Raw genomic sequence first — 24,749 nt, 5'->3', positions numbered from 1 at the left:
GGGCATCGTTGGATGCTCCGGCCAATCGGCCGCCGAGGAACGCCAACGGGACCAATCCGCGCATAAGCGGGCCCCGACCAAAAGGGAGAACGAGATGCTGAAGACGCTGTTTCGAACGGCCTTGATCGCCGCCGCGATAGCCGCGGCACCTGCCGCCGCGCGGGCCGACTATCCCGACAAGCCGATACGCTATCTGCTGCATGTTTCGCCCGGCGGGGCGACGGACGTCATGGCGCGCAAGCTCGCCGTGGCGATGGAGAAGATCCTCGGCGTCTCGATCGTCGTCGAGAACAAGCCGGGCGGCCGCGGCGCGGCGCAACTGGCCGAACTCTCCGCCGCCAAGCCGGACGGCTACACGATCGGCGCCGTCACGAGCACCCATATCGGCGCGTTCAACCAGACCCTCAAGCAATACACGGTCGACAGCTTCGACTGGATCGCGCGGCTGGTGAACGAGCCCTACCTGATCGTCGTCAACCAGAGCAGCAAGATCACCTCGATGAAGGATCTTGTCGCCGCGGCGAACGCCAATCCCGGCAGCGTGGTGATGGCGGGATTCGTGCGCGGTTCCGGCGGGCACTTCGCCTGGGAGATCATGGCGAAGTCCGCCGATCTCGACAGCCGCAAGGTGCGCTGGGTGCCCTTCGACAGCGTCGGCGACGCGGTGACCGCGGCGCTCGGCAACCACGCCGAGGTGGCCATCGCCTATGTCGACCTCGTCAAGACCCATGTCGACGCCGGCAGCCTGCGGGTCATCGGCGTGATGTCCGACGAGAGGGTGCCGCAGTTCCCGAACGTGCCGACGCTGAAGGAGCAGGGCTTTGCCGCCGATACCTCCTGGCAGCAGATGCGCGGCATCATCGGGCCGAAGGGCATTCCCGAGCCGATAAAGGCCAAGCTGGCCGATGCGGTGAAGCAGGCGCTCCTGACGCCGGAGCTCAAGGCCTATATCGAGGAATCCGCGCTGTTTCCCGCCTTCCTGCCGCCGGCCGATTTCACCACCAATGCCGCCCTCCAGGACAAGCTCACCAAGCAGTGGATGGAAACGCTCGGACTGAAGCGTTGACGTTCCGCGTCGAATCCGCGGGAGGCCGCCGCCCGCCGGCGGCCTCCCACTCCGGTGCTTCGTGCGAGAGATATTGCTGTGGCGATGGTAACTTCACACAACGAGTCCGGCGTTGCCGAGACATCCGATCAAGCTGTCTTTCGAATTCGTCTCGAAACGGGTGACGTGCTCGCCGGCGGCGCGCTGCTGGCCATGGCAGTCACGTTCTGGGTGCTCGGCGCCGACATCGACGACGGCGGCGGCTCGGGCATAGGCGCGGCGGACTTTCCGCGCGGCCTGGCGCTCCTGCTCGGCATCGCGTCCTTCATCCTGCTCGCCAACGGCGTGCGCCACGTGCTGGGCACGCGGACCGGCCATCTGATCGAGATCGGCCGACCAAGCCGGGTGATCGCCGGCATGCTGCTGATGGCGGCGTTCGCCCCGGCGATGCGGGCGTTCGGCTACTACCCGACCATGGCGTTTTTCCTGGCCGCCATGCTGTGGATCGCGGATTGCCGCCGGCCCCTCCCCCTCCTGGCCTATGTGGCCGGGTTCCTCCTCTTCAGCAGGGTTGTCTTCGAGACCATCCTGTCCATTCCGCTTCCGTGAGGGCGCCATGCTGGACGGATTTCTCATAGGACTCTCGACCTTCTCGTCGTGGCAGGTGATCGCCGGGCTCTTCGGCGGCGTCCTCATCGGCTATATCGTCGGCGCCCTGCCCGGCCTCTCGGCCGGCGTTGGAATGGCGCTCCTGATCCCGTTCACCTTCGGGCTCGACCCGGTGGTGTCGGTGGTCATGCTGGTGACGCTCTACATGGCCTCCGAATATTCGGGCGCCATCCCGGCGATCCTGATGAACACGCCCGGCGAGCCCTCCTCGGCGATCACCGCGCTCGACGGCTATCCGATGCGCGAGCGCGGCGAGGCGGGTGAGGCGTTGACGCTGTCGATCCTCAGTTCGGCGGTTGGCTCGGTGATCAGCACGATCCTGCTGATCTTCACCGTGATGTGGATGACCAAGATCGCGCTGGCCTTCGGCCCGGCCGAATATTTCGCCCTTGCGGTGCTCGGGCTCAGCCTGATCTCGACGCTCGCCGGCCATTCGGTGCTGCGGGGCTTCATCGCGCTGCTGTTCGGGCTGCTGCTCACCACGATCGGCACCGATCCGGTCGACGGCGTGGTGCGCTACATGTTCGCGGAGGGCCTGATCGGCGGCGTGCCGTTCATCGCCGCGCTGATCGGACTTTTCGCGCTGTCCGAAGTGCTCAAGATGCTGGAATCGCCCGGCGACCGCACCACGCCGCTGAAGGACCTGCCCGGCCTCTCCGCGCAGTTCGGCCTGCTGAAGCCGCACACGGGCAATCTCGTCCGCTCCACCTTCATCGGCTACATTCTCGGCGTCATCCCGGGCGCGGGCGCGACCATCGCCTCCATCACCGCCTATTCCGTGCAGAAGCGCTTCTCCAAGTCGCCCGAGACCTTCGGCAAGGGCAACCCGGAAGGCGTCGTCGCGTCGGAGACCGCCAACAATGCCTGCATGCCGGGCGCGCTCGCCCCGATGCTGGCGCTCGGCATTCCCGGCAAGGCGAGCACGGCCGTGCTGGTCGGCGCGCTGGCGATCCAGGGCGTGCGGCCGGGGCCGCTGATCTTCACCCAGCACCCCGAGATTCCATACTCTATCTACATCGCGCTGCTGGTCGGCATGCCCTTCATGGTGCTGCTCGGCCTGCTCGGCTCGCGCCTGTGGGTACGGCTCACCACCATTCCGGCCTCGGTCGTGACCGGGCTGGTCGCCGCGACCTGCCTGCTCGGCACCTATTCGGAGTCGAACGACATCTTCGCGGTCGGCGTGGCGGTGGCCTTCGGCATCATCGGCTATCTGCTGTCGAAGGTGGAGATCGAGCCGGCGCCGATCGTGCTCGCCCTCGTGCTTGGCTACATGATGGAATCCAACTTCCGCCGCAGCCTCGTCATGTCGGGCGACGACATGGGCATCTTCCTGCGCGAACCGATTTCCGCCGTCTGCCTGGGGCTGGCGCTCATCATCTTCGCCGCGCCGTTCGTCCAGAGTCTTCTCGGCTGGCGCCGGCGGCGGGCCGCGCTGTCTTCTCCCCCGGTCGCCGGCGGAGAGCACGTGTCATGAGCGACACCCGCCCCCGCCGCAGCGTCCTCTACGCGCCGGGCGACAAGGCCCGCGCTCTGGAGAAGATGCGTCAGCTCGACGTCGACGCGGTGATCATCGACCTCGAGGATTCGGTCGCGCCGGAGATGAAGGCACTGGCGCGCGAACGCGCCTGTGCCGCGGTGGCGGCCGGTGGCTTCGGCTTCCGGGAAGTGGCGATCCGCCTCAACGCCCGCTCGACGGCCCATTTCGCCGACGATCTGGCCGCCGTCGGTGCGGCGGGGCCGGACGTGATCGTGCTCAGCAAGGTGGAGACGCCGGAGGACGTGATCGATGCCGAGCGCCGGCTCGACGCGAACGGCGCCGGCACGGGGCTGCGCCTGTGGGCGATGATCGAGACGCCGCTCGGGCTGCTGAACCTGCGCGACATCGCCGAACGCAGCCGCGCCGGCAGCCGCCTGCGACTGGCCGGCATCGTGCTGGGCACCAACGACATCGCCAAGGATACCGGGGTTCAGCCCGGCGAAGACCGGGCTCCGCTCGTCCCCTGGCTGCTTCAGGCGGTGCTGGTCGCGCGCGCCTATGGCCTTCTGGTCTTCGATGGCGTCTACAACGCCTTCTCGGACCTGCCCGGCTTCGAGCGCGAATGCGCGCAGGGCAGGCAACTGGGCTTCGACGGCAAGACGCTCATCCATCCCTCGCAGATCGAGGCCGCCAACCGGGTCTTCGCGCCCGATGCCGACGCCGTGCGGCAGGCACAGGCGATCATCGCGGCCTTCGCCCAGCCCGAGAACCGCGACAAGGGCGCCATCAATCTCGAGGGCCAGATGGTCGAGCGGCTTCACGCCGAGACGGCGGCGCGGCTTATCGAGACCGAAGCCGCGATCCGCCAGCGCACCGCCGATGCGGCCGGCAGCCCGCCCACGGACGGGCCGGGGCGATAGGCTCCGCCGACAAGGCGGCGCCGGGCGGACTGACGCGCGGCGCCGATGATGCGGACGATAATTCCCGAGCGGTTCGGCCCGGCGCAAGAGCGGGCGACCGCGTTGAGCCGACACTCGAAGCGCCTGCGGGGGCGTGGCGGAGGCCGGCGATCGTCGAAGCCGGCCCCATCGGCAACCGGCTTCATTGGAATGCGGGTTCTCCGGCCGGCGCACAGCGCTCCGCGCGGCATCGAAGAACAGCATCCGTTATCGCCCGCCTATCGCGCGAAGTCTTCGCGTTCTATGAAGAGATGGCGCAGCCATACCCAGGTTCAGAATGAGATGACGTCGCCGCAGGCGGACACTACGCCCACGCCAGTCGTGCCGGCACGGCGGCTGCGGGTCGCGGTGGTCGTCCACACCTGGATTCCCAGTCTTGTCATCGGCGTGCTCGCCCCGCTTTCGATCCTGAGGCAGCAGGGGCGTATCGAACTGCGCCTCGTCGACTCGCTGCGCTCGCAGAGGGCGCGCGCGGCGATCAAGTGGAGCGATGTCGTTGTGTTCGACCGCTCCAACGACCGCCGCGAACTGAAGTTGCTCTACGAATCCAAGATCAACCGAAAGCGCGTCATCTATGAGATCGACGACAACTTTCTGGAGATCCCGCAGAGCACGCCGGCGGCCCGGGCCGCGCGCCGCTATTACCGGCTGCATGCCATCAAGGTCTTCATGCAGCTTAGCGACCTTGTTCGCGTCTATTCCCCGCTCATGCTGGCCCAGGCGCGGGAGATGGACGCCGACGCGGTCGTAGCGCCGACCTATTTCGACCGCGCGCTGATCGCCAACCGTCGCCCGCCGCGCCCAGCCCCGGCACGCAAGGGCCTCCCGCCCCTCGTGCGCATTGCCTATCCCTCCGCCCGCACGGACGAGATCCGCCTCGAGCGCATGCTCTACGAGGCCCTGCGACAGATCCTGATGACCCATGAAGGCCGCGTGGAGCTGCATCTGTGGCGTCAGTGCCCACCCGGATTGCTGGGACTGAGGGGTGTCGTCGTTCACCCGGTCTCGCGTTCCTATGACCGCTTCATGCAGTCCTTCTACGCGCTGGGGATCGACATCGGACTGGCTCCCCTCCTCGACGAACCGTTCTACAATTCGAAGACGAACCTCAAATATCGCGACCTCGGCGGATGCGGGATCGCCGGAGTCTATTCGGACTGCGTTCCCTATACCGGCAGCGTCGTGCACGAGCGGACCGGATTGCTGACGGCCAATTCGGTCGAGGCATGGTGCGCGTCGATAACCCGCCTGATCGAGGACGCCGACCTTCGGCGCACGCTCGCCGCAGCGGCACGGGAGGACGTGCACGCAAATTACCGCATCGAAAAGGCCGTAGAGGCGTGGGACGCCGAACTGGCGACGGTGATGAGCCGCCCCCCAAGACCATGGCCATGGCTGTACGCCCCCGGCATCATACTTTCCGCCCTCGTGGTCAGCTCGCGCACGCGCTCTATCCCCGTTTTCGGCGACGCGCCCGTGGATCGCAGCGCGATGTTCGCGGACGCCGTCGCGGCCGTCGGCGGCAGGGCCAGCCGGTCTGTTCCCGGGCCGGAACTCGGCAAGGCGTTGACCGAGGCCACCGACGCGAACCTCGCCCTTTTCCTGGTCGACACGGCTGATGATCTGCGCACCGCGCTCTCCCATCTCGCCCATTGCAACAGCGCCGTGCTGGACATCTCCTTCCTCGCCGTCTCGGCCTCCACCCTGTCGGACGCCGTTGCCGGTCACAGGCTGGAGCCCGGCCTCAGCCTCGTGACGCTTGCGCCGCAGGAGGACGATCCGGCCTCCTCCCGCCGGCAGGCTCACATTGCGGCGATACGGGCGCTGGGTCTGCCGCTCCACATCGTCGGCAGGCTCGCCTCGCTCGAAGAGATGGAAACCTGCCTGACCGGCTATCCCGCGGCCTATCTCGACGTGATCGAGCGCCACATGCATTTCGGGCGCGGGATTCGCGCGGACCGGCGCAGGAAGCGGCGCCGCCGCTTCGCGGCCTGGTGTGCGGGGCGGATGAAGCCGCGCCTCGACCGACTGCGGCGCCGGCTGCGTCTGCTGGCGTGGCGTCTCGGCCTCGAACTGAAGTGAGGAACAGGCAGGGGAAATTACGTCCGCTACGCCCCTGAAATGTGGACCATCCGGTCTGTTGTCGCCATATAATACCGTCAGACTAACGTGGAAGTGTCGCCATGCCGGCCCGATTATTCGTTCCCAGGTTCCGGATCGACGAGTGCCTCGCCGAAATTCGCGAGTGCCTCGAAAAGGGATGGACGGGGATTGGCTACAAGACGCTCATGTTCGAGGCGGCCTTCAAAGACTATGCCGGCCTGCCGCATGCCCATTTCCTGAACTCGAACACATCCGGCCTGCATCTGGCGTTCGAGTGCCTGAAGCGCCGCCTCGGCTGGGCGGATGGCGACGAGGTGATCACCACGCCGCTCACCTTCGTCTCCACCAACCACGTCATCCTGCATGCCGGGCTGACGCCGGTCTTCGCCGATGTCGACGACTATCTGTGCCTCGACCCCCGGAGCGTTGCGCAGCGCATCACGCCGCGGACTCGCGCCGTCATCTTTGTCGGGATGGGCGGAAATGTCGGCCAGTACGCCGCCATCCGCAGCCTGTGCAGCACGCACGGGCTAAGTCTGGTGCTCGACGCCGCCCACATGGCGGGTACGCGTGTCGGCGGCCGTCAGGTGGGGCATGAGGCGGACGCCTGCGTCTTCAGCTTTCAGGCGGTGAAGAACCTGCCGACCGCCGACAGCGGCATGGTGTGCTTCGCCAACCCGGCCGACGACGAGCGCGCGCGCAAGCTCTCGTGGCTGGGCATCAACCGCGACACCTATTCCCGCACGCAGGAGAAGGGCACGTATCGCTGGCGCTACACGGTCGAGGACGTGGGCTTCAAATACAACGGCAATTCGATCATGGCGGCGATCGGCCTCGTCCAGCTGCGTTATCTCGACGAAGACAATGACCGGCGGCGGGAGATCGTCTCCTGGTATCATGCCAACCTGGCGGGTGACCCACGGATCCGGATGGTGGAAATGGCGCCGGATTGCGAGCCCTCGCGCCACCTGATGCAGGTGGAGGTCGCAGATCGCGACGAGGTGATGGTGCGGCTCAACGCCGACGGCATCTATCCCGGCGTGCACTATCACGACAACACCAACTACCCCATGTACGCCCATGCAGCCGGCACCTGTCCGCGCGCAGCGCGGGCGAGCGCCTCGATCATCTCCCTGCCGCTGCATCTGGAACTGAGCCGCGCGGACGTCGACACCGTGAGCCGCTGCCTGAAAGCCGCCGTGCGATGAAGCCGGCCGTCGCTCCGTTCGGCTCCAGAGGCATCCTTCTGCGCCCGATCCGCACCGACGACCTGCCGCTGACCCTGGCATGGCGGAATCGCGACGAGGCGCGCATCTGGTTCAAAAACTCCGCGCCGATCAGCGAGGAAGGGCACCGGCAGTGGTTCGAGGCCTATCTCCGGAAAGCCGACGACCTGCACTTCATCGTGGAGGCGAACGGTGTGCGCGTCGGGCAGGCGGCCGTCTATCATTTCGACGGGACAACCCGATCCGCCGAAATCGGCCGCTTCCTGATCGCGCCGGAAGCTTCCGGCAAGGGCATCATGCGAATGGCGGTGGCGCACCTGCTCGATCTCTGCCGGGACGAGCTGGGGCTGGAGCGCCTGTATCTCGACGTGTTCGAGACCAACCGGAAGTCGATCGCCCTCTGCCGTCAGTGCGGCTTCGAGGAGACCGGCCGCCACGGCGCTCTTCTGACGATGGCGCGCCAACTGTGACCAGGGGCCGTCCGGCCTCGTGTCACTTCAGGCCGTAGCCGACGCGGTAATAGACGGCGCCGGCCGGCTTTCCGTCCTTCAGGATCGTGCGCTCCATCGGCGCGCTCAGGCTGGCGAAATGCTCGGCCAGCAATGGATTGTCGATCTGGTAGCGCCGGAAGGCGAACAGCACGGCGGGCCGCCCGTGCAGCGGCGCTTCCGGGTACCAGAACCCGTACATGAGACTGGTCTGCCCGACGACGCCTCGCCCGACCGAACTGGATACGGGCTCCCCGCTGCGGCTGCCATAGAAGGCGAGTTCGCTGGCCAGCTTGTAGGTGTCGAGCCCCACCAGCAGCGGCTCCTGCCCGGTCTCTTTCTTGACCTCGCCTCCGATGGCGGCGACCTCGCGGCCGAACTCGGTCCAGGCCACCGGCGTTTCCGGCAGGCCCGCCACATAGCCGAGGCCCGGCAGGCCGCTGGCGAGGTAGCCGAGCCCAACTCCATAGATGACGAGGGTGATCGCGATCGTCGGCGTCCACGCCCGGATCATGCGCTGCCGGAAGGCGGAGGCACGCCCCGCCGCCGTCAGGATGGTCGCCGACATCGCCGGAAGCACGGCGAGCCAGAGCGGGCCGGTCCAGTTCAGCTCCACCGTGTGCTTCAGGCTGAAGGCGACGAAGACGGACAGAGGCGTCAGCGTGAAGATCGCGACGAAGAACGAGAGGCGCTTCGTGTCCGCGTCGGTCGATCTGGCGAAGGCGAGCCGCAGTCGCTCCCACACAGCGGCCAGCGCCGCGATCAGGCCGGGGGGCGTGAGAAGCGCCGCCATGCCGCCGATCAGCGCCGGCAGGGAGAAGCGGGACAAGGCCTCCATGCGGCGGGCGCTCTGGAAGACGAAGGAGGCCAGGCCGTTCTCAAGGTTCCAGATGAGCACCGGCGAGAAGATGACGAGGGCCAGCACGGCGGCGAGATAGGGCTCGGGCCGTCTCAGCCAGTCACGCGAGGGCCTGTCGACGAGTATGAACAGCAACGCGGCGGGCCCCAGCAGCGCGATGGTGTATTTCGAGAGCATGCCGAGGCCCATGCAGGCGCCCACGCCCCACCAGGCCCAACGCCGCCGGCCCAGCAAAGCACGCTCCAGGAAATACAGCGCGCCGGCCCAGGACGCCGTGAGCGCGGCATCGGGCGTCATCACGAGGCCGATGCCGAAATAGAAGGGCAGTACCGCCACCAGCAGCAGGCTGACGAAGGCGGCCGACCGGCCGAACATGTTGTCGGCGAGGCGGAAGCTGAAGAAGGCCGTGGCCCACCAGCACAGCCAGGCGGCGATCCGTACGCCGAACTCGTTATGGCCGAACAGGCTGGTGCCGGCCCAGATCAGCCACGCGACCAGAGGCGGATGGTCGAGATAGCCGATGTCGAGATGCTGGGCATAGTTCCAGTAATAGGCCTCCTGCGGCATGAGATCGATCAGGCCGAGGAAGAGCAGCCGCAACACCGCGACATAGAAGACGACACCGATGGCGGCGACGCGCCAGCGCAAAGCGGGAGGGGTCAGCGGATCGACAGAAGGAAACACGAAGAAGGCCGCGCCGAGATAGCTCACGATCGCCGCCGCGCCGATCGCGAACAGGATGGCGGCCTGAACCGGCAGGTCGAGGAAGGTGATGGCGCCCATCAGGACGCCGCCGCGCAGGCCGAGCGCCAGCAGGCACACGGTGACGAAGCGGGCAAAGCGCTCCCCCGCGCGCCCGCGCCCGGCATCGCGTGCCTCGGCGAACGCCCAGCGCGAATACAGGATGTAGTTGAAGACCATGGCGAGGCCGAAGCTGGCGAGATGAGCCGCCGTGAGGCCCGCGCCGAGGGCAAAAAGTGCCTGGAACGCCAGGACGTCGACCAGCATGCCGCCCAGGCCGACCGCCGCGAAGCGCCACGCCCCGGTGGCCGATACCGTCCCGCCCGCCGGGCCAAGAAGACGAGTCACATATGCCAGCATCTGCGCCGTACCGATCTCTGATGCACCGTTGAAACGGCCGGGAAAGTCCCTGAACTCGCGTGCCCCGCCGTCATTGGCGACGATTTCCGACCCGAGGTCGGACCCCGGACCCGCAAGGCGTCACCCCGCCGGAAGGCGATGGCTCGTAGCGAGACATTGCGGCCGGCAGGCATCGACTAAGCTGACAATCGAACAAGTTTATGAATTCGGGTCGGCCGGAGATCCGGCCTCGGCGCCGATGGAAGCGGATGGTGGGCAGGCATTGAACGCGGCAAGTCCGAAGTTCCCGATTGGCGATGTGGCCGCCTGGCCGACGGTCTCCCGGCCCTTACCATGCAGAGGAACCAAATGCCTCCAAAAACAAAGCCCGGCCTGATGGCTCAGGCCGGGCGTGCAAAGGTGCCAAAGGAGGAGGTGGACGCTATTTGCGGATTTCCTTACGGGACACTTCCGGGAACAGCCACATGGCGACCACCATGAAGGCTCCCAGCGCCAGCACCGCGTATTTCGGTCCGACCTGACCGAGATGCGCCTGCAGGACATAGCCCGCAGCCGCGGCAAGTATCACGATCAGCGAGATGGTGAGTTTGACACTCGTGGGCATGTTCGGCTCCGTTGGACTGACAGGACGTTGCGGAGGGGGCGGCGGCGCTGTTCCTCATGGCGCGAGCCTCCCGATCCGGCCTAGACGACCGGGGCGAGCGCGTCGCCCCCGATGCGGTAGAGCGCAGCGAGCGCGCCGATCTGCGCCAGCGCCATGATGGCGAGCACGGCGCGCCCGTCCTTCCAGCGCTCCGGCCAGATCTCGAACGAGGCCGGGGCGAACAGGAAGGCGAGGCCGGCGACCACGATCACGCTGGTCAGGCGCAGCTCGGTCAGGCCGAAGGCGAGAGTGAGCCCGCCGAGCGCCAGCATCAGCGCGCCGTTGAGGAGCGCCAGCGCCGGGCTGGAGGACTGCCCGCGCTCGCGGGCGGCGTTGAGAGGGAACGCGCCCGAGAGGATGAGGAAGCCGACGCAGCACAGCGTCGAGAACAAGGCGAACCAGGCAAGTGCGGCGACGTTCGGCTCGAGTGCGGCCATGACGGTCTCCATGAGGCGGTGACGGGAGGGGGCGGCCCGCTATTCGGCGGGCTGCTGGGTCATCGGGCCGGAGGTGTCCGTGCCGGCGGGCCTCGGGGTGCGCGAGGTCTTGCGCATGTCCCGCTTGATGTAGCGGGTGTCGTAGCCGTTGAAGAGATGGCCGAGGAAGCCGCGGTCGAGGTCGGAGGTGCCGAACGCCCAGTCCATGATCGGGAAGGTGAGGTTCATGTTCCTCTCCATCATGATCGACTGGTTGTGGTGCGCGGCATGGTGACGCCGGTTGGTGTTGATGAACGGCACGTTCCGCACGAACCAGTTCTCGTCGATATGCGTGGTGAAGTGCATGAACTCGTAGAGCAGGTACACGCCCGTGGTGGTGGTGATGAACAGCCAGCCGACATTGGGCGAGATCAGCCAGGACAGCACGACGGCGCCGGGGATCGACATCAGCGTGAACGTCACCAGCGCATAGGGCGGGAAGAAGGTGACGCGCCAGTCGTGATGGTCGGCGAAGCGCATCTCCTCCTCGGTGAAGAACTGGTGGTGCATCAGCGTGTGGCGGTTATAGACCGCGCGCAGGAGCGGGATGCGCGAGGGCCGGTGCATCACGTAGCGGTGCAGCGCCCACTCGAAGAAGTTGCAGAACAGGAAGACCACCGGGACGGTGAGCCATTCCCACCACGCCACGGCGCCGATGTTCGAGACGTACACGTAGAGCGCGGTGAAGCCGATCGTGTAGATGACCGCGATGTGCAACCAACCATTGTACCAGCCGGCGACCCGCTCCCTGTAGGTCGCCCGGTATTTGCGCTGGCGGTCGGTCATGACGCTGGCAGAGAGTTCCATGTCGTCCTCCTGAAGCCTTCCCATCCGTCGCGCCCGCAACTGGGGCGAGCGCTTGTCTTCTGTTGAGATGCATCTAATATATCAATGCTACATCAGAGATCAAGTGCCGTTCCGCGAACCCCCGCGACATCGGGGTCCGCAGATGGTGAAACAGGGAGGACGATCCGTGCCGCTGAGCTACCGCGCCGCCATACTGCATGCCCCGCACGAGCCGCTCGCCATCGAGACGGTGGTCGCCGAGCCGCTCGCCCCGGGCGATGTGCGCGTGCGCATCAAGGCGGCCAGCCTGTGCCATACCGACCTTGAGGTGATCGAGGGCGGGCTGCGCTTTCCCACGCCCATCGTGCTCGGTCACGAGGCCGCCGGCGTCGTCGAGGAGGTGGGCGAAGGGGCGGAAGGGCTCCGCCGAGGCGACCATGTGGTGCTGTCCTGGAACCCGCATTGCGGCGGCTGCTTCTATTGCGGGCGCGATCTGCCGATCCTGTGCGAGGGCTACCTCGCCAACGGTCCGAAGGCGCTCGGCTTCGACGGCGAGGCGCGGGCACGGCTGGCAGACGGGCGCCCGCTCCACCAACTCATGTATCTCGGCGCCTTCGCCGAGATCTGCACGGTGCCGGCGCAGCAGGCCATCGTCATGCCGAAGGAACTGCCCTTCGACCGCGCCTGCCTCATCGGCTGCGGCGTGATGACGGGCGCCGGCGCGGCGATGAACGTCGCCGCGATCCGCCCCGGCGACACCGTCATGGTGCTGGGCTGCGGCGCGGTCGGGCTGGCGGCGGTGCAGGGAGCCCGGCTCGCCGGCGCCGGCAGCGTGATCGCGGTCGACCTCAACGACGACAAGCTGAGGCTGGCCGCGTTAATGGGCGCCGACGTGCAGGTGAACGCAACCGCGCAGGATGCCGCCAATGTCGCGAAGGAGCGGACCGGCGGGCGCGGCGCCGATGTGGTGATCGAATCGGCCGGCCATCCGGCGGTCTTCCGCACCAGCGCGGAGGCGGTGCGGCCGGGCGGCGAGATCGTCTGGCTCGGCAAGATCGACGTCGCCCAGGACGTCGCCTTCCGCTGGGGATCGCTGATGGGCGAGAAACGCATCCGCCGTTCGAGCTATGGCGGGGCACGGCCGGCGCGGGATTTCCCCATGCTGGCAAGGGCCTATCTCGACGGCCGGCTGAAGCTCGACGAACTGATTTCCCGGCACATCGCGCTGGACGAGATCAATGACGGCTTTGCCGGCCTCAAGCGCGGCGAGACCATCCGCAGCGTCGTCATGTTCTGAACTCAGGCCCCGCTCGCCGGCGCGCGGGGCTCAGTCGTCCAGCGTCTTGCGGGTGAAGGATTCGATGTAGTCGATCAGCCGGTCGGAAGCGGCGGCGGCGGCCGCGCGGTCGCCGCGGGCGATGGCGGCGGCAAGCTCGGCGTGGAGATTGGCCGCCAGCGGCAGGTCGGCGACGCGCTTGTAGTGCTGGTACCAGAAGCGGCGCGAGAGCGCGTGCATCAGGCCCATGGAACGCGCGGCGAATTCGTTGCGCGCGGCCTCGGCGGACAGCGTGTTCATCTCACGATCGAGCCGCATGAACTGAAGCCCGTCGGCCCGCTCCGCCGCTTCGCGCATGCCGCGCGCGATCTCGGCGAAGGCGTCGCGCTCCTCGTCATTGGCGCGCTCGGCGGCAAGCTCGGCGATGAGGCGCTCCAGCACCCGCCGCGTCTCCAGCAGGCGGAGCTGGGTGCGCAGGTTGATCTCGGAAACCAGAATGCCGCGGCGCGGCAGCACCAGCACCAGCCCGTCGCGGGCGAGGCGCTGCAGGGCCTCGCGGATCGGCGTGCGGCCGATGCCGAGCCGGTTGACCAGCACCTGCTCGGACAGCACCGTGCCGGGCGGCAACTGCAGGGTGGCGATCAGCTCTTCCAGCTCGCGATAGGCGCGGTCGGTCAGCGTCAGATCCTGGGTATCTGTCTTGCGCGCCCGGCGCGAACGCGCGGCCGGGGACTTCCTCGTATCGGACTTGCTGACCCGCTTGACGCCTGCCGTCGGCATGAGCACTCCTGAACCTTGCGCGGAGATTGTGCCGGTAGTGATGCACTGTTGCAATGCTATTGGAATATCACTTGGATGCGACGATCGTAGCGGGGAATTCTGCGGCACAAGGGCGCAGCAATGTGCGCGCGAGGCGTTGCGGATCATGGGCCATCAGGTGGTGCCCGGCGCCCTCCCACGGCTCGAAGCGCGCGCCCGGAATGAGCGCCGCGAGGCGTCTTCCATGGCTCACCGGGCATTCGTCGTCACTCTCGCCGTGAAGGACCAGCGTCGGCACGCCGATGCGCGGCAGGACGGACTCAAGGTTGCAGTCGCGCACCGACAGCCAGGCCCCGGCGACGGCGAGCGGATCGGCCGCCTCGGACAGGCGCAGGCGAGCGGCGCGGGCCTGCGCCTCGGTCACCAGTTCCTCCGGCGTCGAGGCGCGGAACCACACCGCCTCCCCGCCCGGCCGCGCCGTGCCGCTCGCCAGCACGATCTGGCTGACGCCATCCAGTCCGTGCCGGTCGAAGGTGGCCAGCGTCACCAGCACGCCCATGCTCCAACCGGCGAGCGTGATGGGTTTGGGCGCCATGGCGAGGATGGCGGCAAGGTCGTCGGCGAAGCCGGCAAGCCCATAGCCGGCCATAGTGGCGGGGCGGTGCGAGCGGCCGCGCCCGCGCAGGTTCGGGACGATGAGCGCGCGCGCGGCGTCGAGATGGCCGGCGACGCCGAACCAGCTCGCCGCCGTGCTCTGGATGCCGTGCAGCAGCACGAGGGAGCCCCGGGCGGGCTCCGCCGCCGCGCCTTGTCCGAACCACTCGACCGGGCCGGACGGGGTGTCGAGCAGATGGGCCTGCAGCGCGGCGGCGGACACGGGCATCGACATGTCAGGCGGCAACGGCCGCCAGAGCGGAGTCGATGTCGGCGCTGGTGTATTCCCATTCATTGCCGAAATTGGCGACCACCTCGCGCATGAAGCGCTCGTAGAGCCGCCCGGCCTGGGCCGGATCGCCAAAATGATCGACCAGCATGGCGAAGGCGAGCTGTGCCGGCGCGTGGCCCTCATAGCTCCACTCGAAGCCGTCCCGGCTGATTTCGAGCAGGTCGGTCCGCTCGGGCAGCGGCGCCCCGTCAACCGTGACGGCAACGCCGTCGATGGTGCGGTCTCCACGATACTGTTTCATGGCTTTGCTCTTTGCTGGCAGTGGAAAGTGGGCGGCGCGACCGGGGCACGGGCGCGCCGCCCGGTCTCATTCGGCGGCGACCGGCCGGCGGCGGCGCAGGCGGGCGAGGCCCTCGGCGACAGGTCCCCAGAGCAGCAGCACCAGGGAAATCACCATCAGGCTGGTAACGAGACCGTTCTCCCAGAACACCGAGAGATTGCCGGCAGAGCCGATCATCGCCTGCCGGAACGCATCCTCCGCGCGGTCGCCGAGGACGAGGGCGAGGACCATGGGCGCCAGCGGGTAGTCGAGCTTCTTGAACGCATAGCCGACCACGCCGAAGATCAGCATCAGCCAGATGTCGAATTCGGTATTGGCGACCGTGTAGGCGCCGATGGCGCACATCATCAGGATCACCGGCGCGATCAGCGCGAAAGGTATCCGCATGATGGCCGCGAACAGCGGCACGGTAGACAGCACCACGAGCAGGCCGACGATGTTGCCGAGATACATCGAGGCGATCAGGCCCCACACGAAGTCGCGCTGTTCCACGAAGAGCAGCGGCCCGGGCTGGAGGCCCCAGATCATCAGCCCGCCGAGCAGCACCGCCGCGGTGGCGGAGCCGGGGATGCCGAGCGCCAGCATGGGCAGCAGCGCCGCCGTTCCCGCCGCGTGGGCCGCCGTCTCCGGCGCCACCACGCCCTCCATCTCGCCGGTGCCGAAGCGGGCGCCGCGCGGGGAGAACCGCTTGGCGAGGCCATAGCCCATGAACGAGGCCGCCACGGCGCCGCCCGGCGAGATGCCGAGCCAGATGCCGGCGATGCAGGAGCGGATGAAGGTCATGAAATAGCGCGGCATCTCGGCCCAGGTGCGCAGAACCACCATCAGGTCGATCTTCGCCTTCTTGCCCTTGAAGCTCATGCCCTCCTCGAGGGTCATCAGGATCTCGGAGATGCCGAACATGCCGATGACGACGACGAGGAAGTCCACCCCGCTCATGAGCTCGGGAACGCCGAAGGTCATGCGCATGTCGCCGGAGATGGTGTCGATGCCGACGCCGGCGAGGATGAAGCCGAAGGACAGCGACACGATGATCTTCGCCTTGTTCTCCTTGCCCATGCCGATGAAGCTGCAGAAGGTGAGGAAGAAGACCGCGAAGAACTCCGCCGGCCCGAAGCGCAGGGCGAACTTCGCCACCAGCGGCGCCAGGAAGGTGATCAGCACCACGCCGGCGATGGCGCCGACGAAGGAGGCGGTGAAGGCCGCCGTCAGCGCCTCGCCGGCCCGGCCCTGCTGGGCCATCGGGTAGCCGTCGAAGGTGGTCGCCACCGACCAGGGCTCGCCGGGAATGTTGAACAGAACGGCGGTGATCGCCCCGCCGAAGAGCGCGCCCCAGTAGATCGAGGTCAGAAGGATGATGGCGCTGGTCGGGTCCATGCCGAAGGTCAGCGGCAGCAGGATCGCCACGCCGTTCGGCCCGCCAAGCCCCGGAAGCACGCCCACCACGATGCCGAGCAGCACGCCGATGAACATGAACAGGACGTTGTGGACGGTCAGGGCGACCTGAAAGCCGTCGATGAGATAACCGATATTTTCCATGGGGCCCTCTCAGAATCCGAGCATGGCTTCGAGCGGGCCCTTGGGAAGCGGCACCTCGAACTGCATCTCGAACACCCAGAAGGTGACGAGCGGGATGAGCACGGCGGCGGCGAGGATCGACCACCAGCGGAACGAGCCGAAGGCGATCATGAAACCGCCGAGGAAGAGGGCCGAGGCCAGATAGATGCCGAGATAGCCGATGGCGAAGACGTAGACGGTAAGAGGCAGCAGGACGAGGCTGACCTGCTTGAGCTGCGCCCAGGTCACGAGCACGCGGCTCTCGGCCCGCATGCCCTGCACGAAGACCACCGCCGAGGAGGCCAGAAGGAGCCAGGCGAGGCGCGCCGGGAAGAAGCCGCTCTGCGGGCCGCCCTGCCAGCCGGCTCCCCGGCCGTAGCTGTCCCACAGCACTGCAACGGCGAAGGCGCAGAGCAGGGCCGCGACGACGCATTCGACCGCCCGGCGCGAGAGGCCGGGCTCGGTCTCATAGGGTTCTAGGGATGACATGGGCCACTCCAGGCGCATGGATCGGGCCCTTGCGCCGCGATCGAAAAAGGGAGCGGCCCGCCCCGTGAGAAGCGGGCCGCGTTGCGAGCTGCGCTCAGTTGGTCGGCAGGAAACCGGCCTTGGCCATCAGTTCCTTGTGCTTGGCCTCGTCGGCCGTCAGGAAGTCGACATAGGCCTGACCGGTGCGCACGTCGGAGAGCAGCGCGTTACGCTCGAGATATTCCTTCCACTCGGGCGTGGCGGTGATCTTGCCGAGCAGGTCGACGTAATAGGCCTGCTGCTCGGGGGTGACGTCGCCGGGCATGAACAGCCCGCGCAGCATGTTGTAGGTGAAGTTCAGCCCCTGCTCGCCGCAGGTCGGCACGTCGCTCCACGCCTTGTCGGCCGTGACCTTGGCGGTATAGGCGATGCGCTTGGGCGAGAGCACGCAGAGCGGCCGGGTGAGGCCGGCGCGCCAGTTGGCGACGTCCTCGGAGGGGTTGTTGGTCTCCAACACCACGTGATTGCCGGCGAGCTGGGTCGAAGCCTCGCCGCCGCTCTTATAGGGGATGTAGGCGACCGGCACGCCGAGCTCGGTCGATACGCCGAAGGTGATCAGCTCATCCTCGCGCTTGGAGCCGCCGCCGCCGACCTTGATCGGCGGGTTCGCCGCCTTGGCCGCCGCCTTCAGGTCGCTGACGTTCTTGAGGGGGGATTCATTGTTCACCCACAGGCCGAATTCGTCCTGCGCCACCATCCCGACCGGCGTGAAATCGTGCCAGGTCACCGGAATCTTGGTGGCGAGCGGCGTCATGTAGATGGTGCTCGAGGTGGTCAGCAGCTTGTGCGGGTCACCCTTGGACTTCTTGATGTCCATCATCGCCTCGCCGCCGGTCGCGGCCGGCTTGTTGACGACGATGAACGACTCCTTCGACAGGCCGTGCTTCTGGATGATGGCCTGCATGGTGCGCGCCATCTGGTCGGACGCGCCGCCCGGACCGAACGGCACGATGATTTCGACGGATTTGGTCGGCTCCCAGGCCGAGGCGGCAAATGTCGACAGCAGCAGAACTGCGCCGGCAAGGGCGGCTTGTTTCATTGGCGTTCCTCCAGGGTGTGGGATGCGTTCTGGCTGGCGCGTGTTTCCGCGCCTTAGAATGATACTGGATCAAAACAGTATGATGTGCAACTCATATATTTCAGATATTCTAGTTGCGATCAATGCGTTCCTGCCGTTATCGTGCCAAGCTGAGGGCAATGCACCGCACCCTGCGGAAGCCGGCGCATGAAGGGTCCGGCGGGGCGTCAGGCACTTTTGCCATGCAAAAAATATATCAGGAGGAAGCGCAATGGATACAGTAATCGGCGCAGCCCGGTCCGGCTGCCGTGGGGGCAATGGCGCGCCGTCGGCGCCCGCCTCTCGCTGAGGCGCGCCTGATGGACGCGTCGACCCATTCCGTGCGCGGCAGCTGGGACACGCTGGCCCGCAACTACGAGGCCCGCATCGCCCGTGGCCTCGCGCTCGCCGGCTCCAAGGTGGTGCCCGCCGCGCAGACGACCGCACTGATGGAAGCGGTGATCGAGCCGGGCGACCGGATCTGCATCGAGGGCAACAACCAGAAGCATGCCGATTTTCTCTCACGCGCCCTCGCCGACGTGGCGCCCGAACGGGTTCACGACCTGCACGTGGTGCAGTCGAACATCGCGCTGGCGCCACATCTCGACATTTTCGAGAGCGGCATCGCCCGGAAACTCGACTTCTGCTACGCCGGCCCGCAGGGGCTGCGCCTCGCCCAGCTGGTGAAGGCCGGCAAGGTCGAGGTCGGCGCGATCCATACCTATCTGGAACTCTACAGCCGCTATTTCGGAGACCTGACGCCCCGTGTGAGCCTGATCGCGGCGGAGGCGGCGGACCGCGACGGCAACCTCTATACCGGCCCCAACACCGAGGACACGCCGGCCATCGTCGAGGCGACGGCGTTCCGCTCCGGCGTGCTGATCGCCCAGGTCAACCGCATCGTCGACAAGGTGCCGAGGGTCGACGTGCCGGGCGACTGGGTGAGCTTCGTCGTCGAGGCGCCCAAGCCCCATTACATCGAGCCGATCTTCACCCGCGACCCCGGCGCCATCACCGACATTCAGGTGCTGATGGCGATGATGGTGATACGCGGCATCTACGAGAAATACGGCGTCACCCGGCTCAATCACGGCATCGGCTTCGATACCGCCGCCATCGAACTGATCCTGCCGACCTATGCCGAGGAACTCGGGCTGCGCGGCAAGATCTGCCGCTACATGTCGGTGAACCCCTGCCCCACCTTGATCCCCGCCATCGAGTCCGGCTTCATCGAGGCGATCCACTGCGCCGGCTCGGAACTCGGCATGGAGCACTACGTCTCCGAACGCTCCGACGTGTTCTTCATCGGCCGCGACGGCACGATGCGCTCCAACCGCGTCTTCTGCCAGCTTGCCGGCCACTATGCCGACCTGTTCATTGGCTCGACATTGCAGATCGACCTTGAGGGCAATTCCTCCACCGCCACCCATGCCCGCATGACCGGCTTCGGCGGCGCGCCAAATTTCGGCTCGGAATCGCGCGGGCGGCGCCATGGCAGCCCGGCCTGGCTGCGCGCGGGACAGGAGGCCCATCGCGAGGGCATGCCGCGCGGGCGCAAGCTGGTGGTGCAGATGGTCGAGACCTTCAAGGAAGGGCTGTCGCCGACCTTCGTCGAGCGGCTCGACGCCTGGGACCTGATGGACACGTTCGACCTGCCGCTGCCCCCGGTCATGGTCTATGGCGACGACCTCACCCACATCGTGACTGAGGAGGGCATCGCCAACCTCCTGCTGTGCGACACGCTCGCCGAGCGGGCGCAGGCGATCCGGGGCGTCGCCGGCTACACCGAGGTCGGCCGCAAGCGCGACCGCCGGATGGTGGAGGCGCTGCGCGAGCGCGGCGCCATCGTCTATCCCGAGGATATCGGCGTCGACAAAAGGCTGGCGAGCCGCGACCTGCTGGCCGCCCGCTCGATCAAGGACCTCGTACGCTGGTCCGGGGGTCTTTATGCGCCGCCGGCGCGTTTCAAGAACTGGTAGGAGGGCGCGGCATGGAGCGTCTGGAATTTCGTTTCGCCGGCCGGCCCGGCACCCCTCTCGCCGCCGGCGGCGAGGCGCTGGTGGGCGTGGTGGGCTCGGGCAATCTGGAAGTGATGATCGAGCGCGCCGATCTCGGCGGCGGCTGCCACGCGGTGGTCGATACCTCGATCCGTGGCTTCGGCGAGACCTGGGAGCAGGTGCTCGGCGATTTCGTCGCCCGGCTCGGCCTCGCCAATATCCGCCTCTCGATCAATGACGGCGGCGCCACGCCGGCCGTGGTGATGCTGCGGCTGGACCAGGCCTGGGCGGACCTTGAGGAGACCGGCGCATGATTCCGGCCCGCCACAGTTTTCTGGAAGCAAGCGCCCGCGCCCGGCTGCGCGGCCTGCTCGACGCCGGCTCGTTCCGCGAGTTCTGCGGTCCCTCCCGGCGCCTCACCAGCCCGCATCTGCCGGCGCTTGGCATGCCGGTCGCCTTCGACGACGGCATCGTCGTCGGCGAGGGCGCGATCGAGGGCCGCCCGGTGCTCGCCGCCGCGCAGGAAGGCGGCTTCATGGGCGGGGCGGTCGGCGAGGTGCACGGCGCCAAGCTCGCCGGCCTTCTGGAGCGCGCGCTCGACACCCGCCCGGATGCGGTGGTGCTGCTGCTCGACAGCGGCGGCGTGCGCCTGCACGAGGCCAATGCCGGGCTGATCGCCATGGGCGAGATCCAGCGCGCCGTCTTCGACGTCCGCGCCGCCGGCATTCCTGTCATCGCGGTGATCGGGGGACGCAATGGCTGCTATGGCGGCACCTCGATGATCGCACGCTCCTGCGACCGCATCGTCGCCAGCGAGGAGGGGCGCCTCTCGGTGTCCGGCCCCGAGGTGATCGAAGCGGTAGAAGGCATCGAGGAATTCGATGCCCAGGACCGCGCGCTGGTCTGGCGCACCATGGGCGCCAAGCACCGCCGGCTGATCGGCGAGATCGACACCATCGTCGCCGACGACATCGAGGCGTTCCGCGGCGCCGTCGCCGCCGCGCTCGACGACGCGCGGGCGCTCGACCTCGACGCGCTGGAGGCCGAGCATGCGCGCCTCGCCACCCGCCTCGCCCGCTTCGAGGGCGTGAAGGATGCCCGCGAGATCTGGGCCGCGCTCGGGGTCAACGATCCCGACCGTGTGTCCGACATCGAGGCGGACGAATTCAACCGCCTCGTCGCCGTTCTGGAAGGAACCCGCCCATGAAGGCCGATGCCGCTGCCGCGACCGCCGGCGCCTCCTCCACGGAACGCCTGATCGATACGCTGTTCGAGGACGCCCGCGTCACCCGCACCGGCGCGCTGGTGACGGGCGTCGGCACGCTCGACGGGCAGCAGGTCGCCATCCTCGCGACCGCCGAGCGCACCTATGTCGGCGCCGACCTCGCCCTCGCCATGTCCCGCTATGTGCTCGACGTCATGCACGACGCGCCGGGACGCCCGATCCTGATCATCGTCGACAATAGCGGCCATCGTCTCGGCCGCTGGGACGAGCTGATGGGCAATAATGGCTGCCTCGCCCATCTGGCCGCCTGCCTCTACGCCGCGCGCCGGCGCGGGCACCTCGTCATCGGCCTCGTCAACGAACTGGCGGTCAGCGCCGGGTTCATGGCCCTCGGCATGGCGACCGACGCCTGCTACGCGCTGCCGGCGGCGGAAGTCCGGGTGATGGCGCTGAACGCCATGGCGCGTGTCACCAAAGTGCCGCTCGACCGGCTGACCGAGCTGTGCGCGACCTCGCCCGTGCTGGGGCCGGGGGTGGAGAACTTCCTGCGCGTCGGCGCCCTGCGCGCGATCTGGTCCGGCGATCTGCGGGCGCATCTGCGCGAGGCGCTGACCGAGGCGCCGGCCGGCGCGGACACCCGCCGCGCCCTCGGCCAGGAGCGCGGCGGACGCGCACTGGCGCGCGACGTCGCCGCCCAGGTGCGTGCGGGAGCGTGACGGCGATGCGTCCGGCCGCCCGTTCGTGGATCGGCGCCGCCCCCGCCCTGCCGCGCGGGGCCGCGAGGCCGTGGCCCGCCCTCGCCCGCCACGATCTGGTCTGGCTCGACCCGGTGGAGGCCCCGGCGCGCCTGCTGGCCGCGCGCGAGCCGGACCGGGAACTGGCCGCCGCGTGGGTACGCGCCGGCCGCCCCTTCGTGGTCCGGCGGGAGGACGCCGCGAGCGCCCTCGCCTCTGCCGGATGGCTCGCCCTCGGCCTGCCGCTGCCGAGCCGGCTCGACCGCCGCCGCCTCGCGCTTCGCGCGCCGCGCGAAGTAGTGCTGCGAACCGGCTCCATGCCGCTGCTGGCGGACGCCTGCGACGCCGCCTTCTCCGGCTGGCGCCGCTCCCTGCGCCAGCTTTGCCGGCAACTGTCCGGCAGCGGCGCGGCGGTGCGCACCTATGGCTCGCTCGGCTGGCAGCATCTGACCGGCGAGCCCTATCTCCACCCCGCTTCCGACATCGACCTTCTGATCGAGCCGGGTCCCGGGGCGGATATCGAGCGGCTGCTCGCCGTGCTGTCCGACGCCAGCGCCCACGACTGCCCACGCCTCGATGGCGAGATCACCCTCGCCCCCGACCGCCGCGTCGCGTGGCGCGAGCTGTTCACCGACACGCCCGAGGTGCTCGTGCGCGGGCTCGACGAACTCTCCCTCGTGTCGCGGGAGAGCGTGCATCGCCTGCTTGAGCCGGGCGTCGCGGCATGCTGACCAACGCACGCGCGCATCGGGCCGACCCGCCGCTGGCGGCCGGGGTGGCCGCCGAGATCGACCGCTGCGCGCTCTGGGCGCTCGGCATGGAACTGCGGCTCTATCCCAAGGCCGGGCTGGTGAGCTTCGTCGATACGGGCAGCCATCGCGACATGGACGCCGCCACCTTCCGGCGCAGCGCCGCCGCTCTGGAGGGCTATTTCGGCGGCATGGCCGAGGCGGGCGCCGCCGGCGCGCGCTTCGCCGAACTCAAGGCGCTCGGCATGGCGGCGGAGGCACGCATGTTCCGGGCGACGGGCGGCATCAACACCCATCGCGGCGCGGTGTTCTCGCTCGGTCTGCTGGCCGCCTCGGCGGGCCGCAGCGATCTTCGGGACGAAGGCGCCGACGCGCTGGAACATGGCCTGCGCCTCTGCGAGCGGGTCGGCCTGTGGGGTCCCGACATCCTCGCCGCCCGCCCGCCCGTCGATGCCAGCCACGGCGCGCAGGTACGGGCGCGCTATGGCGCGGCCGGCGCGCGCGAACAGGCGGCGGCCGGCTTCCCGGTGCTGCGGCGCCACACGTTGCCGGCCTTCGCCCTCGCCTGCCGGCGGGGCGCCAGCGTGGAGGCGGCGGGCCTGCACGCCTTCTACGCCACCGTCGCGGTGCTCGACGACAACAACCTGCTGTACCGAGCCGGTCCCGACGGCCTCGCTTTCGCCCGGCAGTCCGCCGGGGACTTCATGGCGGCCGGCGGCATGCTGGTGGGCGAAGGATACGGGCGGGCCCGGGCGCTGCACGAGAGCTTCGTCGCCCGCCGTCTCAGCCCGGGCGGCGCGGCCGATCTGGTCGCGGCCGCCTTCTTCCTCGCGGCCATGGCCGGGCTTGTTCCGGGGCGGGCACTGCCATGGCGCTGATGCTGCTATGTCCCGGGCAGGGCAACCAGCACCCGGCCATGTTCGAGCGGCTCGTCGACGAGGCCGCCGCGCGGCCGATCCTCGACCTTGCCTCGGCGCGGCTCGGCATCGACCTGCGCCGGCTCGGCAGCGCGGAGGATCGGCTCGACTATGCCGACAACCGGACCGCGCAGATCCTGCTCACCGCGCACTGCCTCGCGGTGCATGCCGTGCTCGGCGAGGAAACCGGCGATATCTGCATCGGCTACAGCGTCGGCGAGATCGCGGCGCTCGCCTGCGCCGGCGGCCTCGATCCGGTCGCGGCGTTCGACGTCATCGACGCCCGCGTGCGCTGCATGGACGAGGCGCGCCGCGACAGCGGGCTGGAACAGTCCATGATGGCAGTGATCGGCCTTCCGCTGGCACGGATCGCCGCGCTGGCCGAGGCGGCCGACCTTGCCGTCGCCATCGTCAACGGGTCCGACCATGTGGTGCTCGGCGGCGCGGCGGGCACGCTCGAGCGCATCGAGGCCGAACTGGCGGCGCAGGGTGCCCGCACGGTGAAGCGCCTGCCGGTGCGGGTCGCCTCGCATACGCGCTTCATCGCGGCGGCCGGGCCGGCTTTCCGCGACGTGCTCGCCCGGGCGCCGCTGCGCCGGGCGCGGCGCCACATGCTGTCGGGGATAGACGGGCGGGTCCTGCGCACCCCGGAGGAGGCCGCCGACGCGCTCGCCGAGCAGCTTCATACAAGGCTCGATTTCCGCCGCTGCCTGGAACTGGCGGGCGAGCGCGGGGCGCGCTTCGCCGTTGAAATCGGCCCCGGCCACAGCCTGACGCGGCTGTGCGCGGAGATCCTGCCCGACGTGCCGGTGCGTCCCTTCGAGGATTTCCGCTCGACATCGGGGCTTCTCAAATGGATCGAGCGCACCCGTCAGCAGGCGGGTTGAGGGAA

25 protein-coding genes are annotated in these 24,749 nt (G+C 68.4%); 15 read left to right on the top strand and 10 right to left on the bottom strand.

Annotated features, from left to right (window positions below; genetic code table 11):
• Positions 1 to 94 precede the first annotated feature (94 nt).
• From GBB76_RS18340 to GBB76_RS18310, 7 genes are all read left to right on the top strand, one after another.
• Positions 95 to 1,066, top strand: coding sequence for a tripartite tricarboxylate transporter substrate binding protein (locus tag GBB76_RS18340; protein WP_162375664.1), 972 nt, complete (start codon positions 95 to 97; stop codon positions 1,064 to 1,066).
• An 84-nt stretch (positions 1,067 to 1,150) separates the two neighbouring features.
• Positions 1,151 to 1,654: a tripartite tricarboxylate transporter TctB family protein gene (locus tag GBB76_RS18335; RefSeq protein WP_152304642.1), complete on the top strand. Its 504-nt coding sequence runs from the start codon at positions 1,151 to 1,153 to the stop codon at positions 1,652 to 1,654.
• Between the two features lie 7 nt (positions 1,655 to 1,661).
• The gene (locus GBB76_RS18330; protein ID WP_152304641.1) at positions 1,662 to 3,188 is read left to right on the top strand and encodes a tripartite tricarboxylate transporter permease; all 1,527 of its coding nucleotides are present in this window, start codon (positions 1,662 to 1,664) and stop codon (positions 3,186 to 3,188) included.
• Entirely contained in the window at positions 3,185 to 4,111 is a 927-nt protein-coding gene (locus GBB76_RS18325; RefSeq protein ID WP_152304640.1) for a CoA ester lyase, read from the top strand. Before GBB76_RS18330 ends, GBB76_RS18325 begins: the two co-directional genes overlap by 4 nt.
• 189 nt (positions 4,112 to 4,300) lie before the next feature.
• Positions 4,301 to 6,232: a glycosyltransferase gene (locus GBB76_RS18320; RefSeq protein WP_162375661.1), complete on the top strand. Its 1,932-nt coding sequence runs from the start codon at positions 4,301 to 4,303 to the stop codon at positions 6,230 to 6,232.
• A gap of 101 nt (positions 6,233 to 6,333) precedes the next feature.
• A complete protein-coding gene (locus GBB76_RS18315; protein WP_152304638.1) occupies positions 6,334 to 7,461 on the top strand; it encodes a DegT/DnrJ/EryC1/StrS aminotransferase family protein in 1,128 nt (375 codons plus the stop codon).
• Entirely contained in the window at positions 7,458 to 7,949 is a 492-nt protein-coding gene (locus GBB76_RS18310; RefSeq protein WP_152304637.1) for a GNAT family N-acetyltransferase, read from the top strand. The genes GBB76_RS18315 and GBB76_RS18310 overlap by 4 nt, the downstream gene beginning before the upstream one ends.
• 22 nt (positions 7,950 to 7,971) lie before the next feature.
• Here GBB76_RS18310 and GBB76_RS18305 read toward each other — a convergent pair whose 3' ends face one another.
• The 4 genes from GBB76_RS18305 to GBB76_RS18290 all read right to left on the bottom strand — a co-directional run bounded on the left by GBB76_RS18305 (position 7,972) and on the right by GBB76_RS18290 (position 11,853).
• The gene (locus GBB76_RS18305) at positions 7,972 to 9,915 is read right to left on the bottom strand and encodes a glycosyltransferase family 39 protein (RefSeq protein ID WP_162375659.1); all 1,944 of its coding nucleotides are present in this window, start codon (positions 9,913 to 9,915) and stop codon (positions 7,972 to 7,974) included.
• 433 nt (positions 9,916 to 10,348) lie between these two features.
• Positions 10,349 to 10,531, bottom strand: coding sequence for a hypothetical protein (locus GBB76_RS18300; protein WP_152304635.1), 183 nt, complete (start codon positions 10,529 to 10,531; stop codon positions 10,349 to 10,351).
• Between the two features lie 80 nt (positions 10,532 to 10,611).
• Entirely contained in the window at positions 10,612 to 11,007 is a 396-nt protein-coding gene (locus tag GBB76_RS18295) for a hypothetical protein (protein ID WP_152304634.1), read from the bottom strand.
• Positions 11,008 to 11,046: 39 nt separating this feature from the next.
• Positions 11,047 to 11,853 carry a sterol desaturase family protein gene (locus GBB76_RS18290; protein ID WP_152304633.1) on the bottom strand — a complete coding sequence of 269 codons (807 nt, stop codon included), beginning with the start codon at positions 11,851 to 11,853 and terminating at the stop codon, positions 11,047 to 11,049.
• 166 nt (positions 11,854 to 12,019) lie between these two features.
• Between GBB76_RS18290 and GBB76_RS18285 the strand changes: the two genes are divergently transcribed.
• The gene (locus tag GBB76_RS18285) at positions 12,020 to 13,129 is read left to right on the top strand and encodes a Zn-dependent alcohol dehydrogenase (protein ID WP_152304632.1); all 1,110 of its coding nucleotides are present in this window, start codon (positions 12,020 to 12,022) and stop codon (positions 13,127 to 13,129) included.
• Positions 13,130 to 13,159: 30 nt separating this feature from the next.
• Here GBB76_RS18285 and GBB76_RS18280 read toward each other — a convergent pair whose 3' ends face one another.
• The 6 genes from GBB76_RS18280 to GBB76_RS18255 all read right to left on the bottom strand — a co-directional run bounded on the left by GBB76_RS18280 (position 13,160) and on the right by GBB76_RS18255 (position 18,217).
• Positions 13,160 to 13,888 (bottom strand): GntR family transcriptional regulator, encoded by a 729-nt coding sequence (locus GBB76_RS18280; protein ID WP_152304631.1) that lies wholly within the window; start codon positions 13,886 to 13,888, stop codon positions 13,160 to 13,162.
• Between the two features lie 67 nt (positions 13,889 to 13,955).
• Complete coding sequence (locus GBB76_RS18275; protein ID WP_162375657.1) at positions 13,956 to 14,750, bottom strand: alpha/beta fold hydrolase; 795 nt, start codon at positions 14,748 to 14,750, stop codon at positions 13,956 to 13,958.
• 7 nt (positions 14,751 to 14,757) lie between these two features.
• Positions 14,758 to 15,054: a DUF6166 domain-containing protein gene (locus tag GBB76_RS18270; protein ID WP_152304629.1), complete on the bottom strand. Its 297-nt coding sequence runs from the start codon at positions 15,052 to 15,054 to the stop codon at positions 14,758 to 14,760.
• Positions 15,055 to 15,120: 66 nt separating this feature from the next.
• The gene (locus GBB76_RS18265) at positions 15,121 to 16,632 is read right to left on the bottom strand and encodes a tripartite tricarboxylate transporter permease (protein ID WP_152304628.1); all 1,512 of its coding nucleotides are present in this window, start codon (positions 16,630 to 16,632) and stop codon (positions 15,121 to 15,123) included.
• Between the two features lie 9 nt (positions 16,633 to 16,641).
• The gene (locus GBB76_RS18260; protein WP_152304627.1) at positions 16,642 to 17,139 is read right to left on the bottom strand and encodes a tripartite tricarboxylate transporter TctB family protein; all 498 of its coding nucleotides are present in this window, start codon (positions 17,137 to 17,139) and stop codon (positions 16,642 to 16,644) included.
• Positions 17,140 to 17,233: 94 nt separating this feature from the next.
• Positions 17,234 to 18,217 carry a tripartite tricarboxylate transporter substrate binding protein gene (locus GBB76_RS18255; RefSeq protein WP_152304626.1) on the bottom strand — a complete coding sequence of 328 codons (984 nt, stop codon included), beginning with the start codon at positions 18,215 to 18,217 and terminating at the stop codon, positions 17,234 to 17,236.
• A 338-nt stretch (positions 18,218 to 18,555) separates the two neighbouring features.
• Between GBB76_RS18255 and mdcA the strand changes: the two genes are divergently transcribed.
• From mdcA to GBB76_RS18220, 7 genes are read left to right on the top strand one after another with little or no spacing between them, the layout of a single operon-like run.
• Entirely contained in the window at positions 18,556 to 20,214 is a 1,659-nt protein-coding gene (gene mdcA / locus GBB76_RS18250) for a malonate decarboxylase subunit alpha (RefSeq protein ID WP_152304625.1), read from the top strand.
• Positions 20,215 to 20,225: 11 nt separating this feature from the next.
• Entirely contained in the window at positions 20,226 to 20,546 is a 321-nt protein-coding gene (gene mdcC, locus GBB76_RS18245; protein ID WP_152304624.1) for a malonate decarboxylase acyl carrier protein, read from the top strand.
• Entirely contained in the window at positions 20,543 to 21,439 is an 897-nt protein-coding gene (locus tag GBB76_RS18240) for a biotin-independent malonate decarboxylase subunit beta (RefSeq protein WP_152304623.1), read from the top strand. Before mdcC ends, GBB76_RS18240 begins: the two co-directional genes overlap by 4 nt.
• On the top strand, positions 21,436 to 22,173 hold the full coding sequence (locus GBB76_RS18235; RefSeq protein ID WP_152304622.1) for a biotin-independent malonate decarboxylase subunit gamma: 738 nt from the start codon (positions 21,436 to 21,438) through the stop codon (positions 22,171 to 22,173). Before GBB76_RS18240 ends, GBB76_RS18235 begins: the two co-directional genes overlap by 4 nt.
• A gap of 5 nt (positions 22,174 to 22,178) precedes the next feature.
• A complete protein-coding gene (gene mdcG, locus GBB76_RS18230) occupies positions 22,179 to 22,922 on the top strand; it encodes a malonate decarboxylase holo-[acyl-carrier-protein] synthase (RefSeq protein ID WP_152304621.1) in 744 nt (247 codons plus the stop codon).
• A complete protein-coding gene (locus tag GBB76_RS18225) occupies positions 22,916 to 23,818 on the top strand; it encodes a triphosphoribosyl-dephospho-CoA synthase (protein ID WP_152304620.1) in 903 nt (300 codons plus the stop codon). Before mdcG ends, GBB76_RS18225 begins: the two co-directional genes overlap by 7 nt.
• Entirely contained in the window at positions 23,809 to 24,744 is a 936-nt protein-coding gene (locus GBB76_RS18220; RefSeq protein WP_152304619.1) for an ACP S-malonyltransferase, read from the top strand. Before GBB76_RS18225 ends, GBB76_RS18220 begins: the two co-directional genes overlap by 10 nt.
• Positions 24,745 to 24,749 lie beyond the last annotated feature (5 nt).

Origin of the sequence: Ancylobacter sp. TS-1 (assembly GCF_009223885.1) — a bacterium.
GTDB lineage: Bacteria > Pseudomonadota > Alphaproteobacteria > Rhizobiales > Xanthobacteraceae > Ancylobacter.
The sequence above is the reverse complement of the archived record's forward strand: the minus strand, read 5'-3'. Positions and strand labels throughout refer to the sequence as shown.

What these genes read in the sequence shown, in the direction of transcription:
- GBB76_RS18300 (WP_152304635.1), bottom strand. Translation starts at nt 10,531, where the DNA reads ATGCCCACGAGTGTCAAACTCACCATCTCGCTGATCGTGATACTTGCC.
- GBB76_RS18225 (WP_152304620.1), top strand. Translation starts at nt 22,916, where the DNA reads ATGCTGACCAACGCACGCGCGCATCGGGCCGACCCGCCGCTGGCGGCC.
- mdcC (WP_152304624.1), top strand. Translation starts at nt 20,226, where the DNA reads ATGGAGCGTCTGGAATTTCGTTTCGCCGGCCGGCCCGGCACCCCTCTC.
- GBB76_RS18325 (WP_152304640.1), top strand. Translation starts at nt 3,185, where the DNA reads ATGAGCGACACCCGCCCCCGCCGCAGCGTCCTCTACGCGCCGGGCGAC.
- GBB76_RS18280 (WP_152304631.1), bottom strand. Translation starts at nt 13,888, where the DNA reads ATGCCGACGGCAGGCGTCAAGCGGGTCAGCAAGTCCGATACGAGGAAG.
- GBB76_RS18275 (WP_162375657.1), bottom strand. Translation starts at nt 14,750, where the DNA reads ATGCCCGTGTCCGCCGCCGCGCTGCAGGCCCATCTGCTCGACACCCCG.
- GBB76_RS18295 (WP_152304634.1), bottom strand. Translation starts at nt 11,007, where the DNA reads ATGGCCGCACTCGAGCCGAACGTCGCCGCACTTGCCTGGTTCGCCTTG.
- GBB76_RS18310 (WP_152304637.1), top strand. Translation starts at nt 7,458, where the DNA reads ATGAAGCCGGCCGTCGCTCCGTTCGGCTCCAGAGGCATCCTTCTGCGC.
- GBB76_RS18220 (WP_152304619.1), top strand. Translation starts at nt 23,809, where the DNA reads ATGGCGCTGATGCTGCTATGTCCCGGGCAGGGCAACCAGCACCCGGCC.
- GBB76_RS18270 (WP_152304629.1), bottom strand. Translation starts at nt 15,054, where the DNA reads ATGAAACAGTATCGTGGAGACCGCACCATCGACGGCGTTGCCGTCACG.
- GBB76_RS18330 (WP_152304641.1), top strand. Translation starts at nt 1,662, where the DNA reads ATGCTGGACGGATTTCTCATAGGACTCTCGACCTTCTCGTCGTGGCAG.
- GBB76_RS18255 (WP_152304626.1), bottom strand. Translation starts at nt 18,217, where the DNA reads ATGAAACAAGCCGCCCTTGCCGGCGCAGTTCTGCTGCTGTCGACATTT.
- GBB76_RS18290 (WP_152304633.1), bottom strand. Translation starts at nt 11,853, where the DNA reads ATGGAACTCTCTGCCAGCGTCATGACCGACCGCCAGCGCAAATACCGG.
- GBB76_RS18265 (WP_152304628.1), bottom strand. Translation starts at nt 16,632, where the DNA reads ATGGAAAATATCGGTTATCTCATCGACGGCTTTCAGGTCGCCCTGACC.
- mdcG (WP_152304621.1), top strand. Translation starts at nt 22,179, where the DNA reads ATGCGTCCGGCCGCCCGTTCGTGGATCGGCGCCGCCCCCGCCCTGCCG.
- GBB76_RS18240 (WP_152304623.1), top strand. Translation starts at nt 20,543, where the DNA reads ATGATTCCGGCCCGCCACAGTTTTCTGGAAGCAAGCGCCCGCGCCCGG.
- GBB76_RS18340 (WP_162375664.1), top strand. Translation starts at nt 95, where the DNA reads ATGCTGAAGACGCTGTTTCGAACGGCCTTGATCGCCGCCGCGATAGCC.
- GBB76_RS18235 (WP_152304622.1), top strand. Translation starts at nt 21,436, where the DNA reads ATGAAGGCCGATGCCGCTGCCGCGACCGCCGGCGCCTCCTCCACGGAA.
- GBB76_RS18260 (WP_152304627.1), bottom strand. Translation starts at nt 17,139, where the DNA reads ATGTCATCCCTAGAACCCTATGAGACCGAGCCCGGCCTCTCGCGCCGG.
- mdcA (WP_152304625.1), top strand. Translation starts at nt 18,556, where the DNA reads ATGGACGCGTCGACCCATTCCGTGCGCGGCAGCTGGGACACGCTGGCC.
- GBB76_RS18335 (WP_152304642.1), top strand. Translation starts at nt 1,151, where the DNA reads ATGGTAACTTCACACAACGAGTCCGGCGTTGCCGAGACATCCGATCAA.
- GBB76_RS18315 (WP_152304638.1), top strand. Translation starts at nt 6,334, where the DNA reads ATGCCGGCCCGATTATTCGTTCCCAGGTTCCGGATCGACGAGTGCCTC.
- GBB76_RS18320 (WP_162375661.1), top strand. Translation starts at nt 4,301, where the DNA reads ATGCGGGTTCTCCGGCCGGCGCACAGCGCTCCGCGCGGCATCGAAGAA.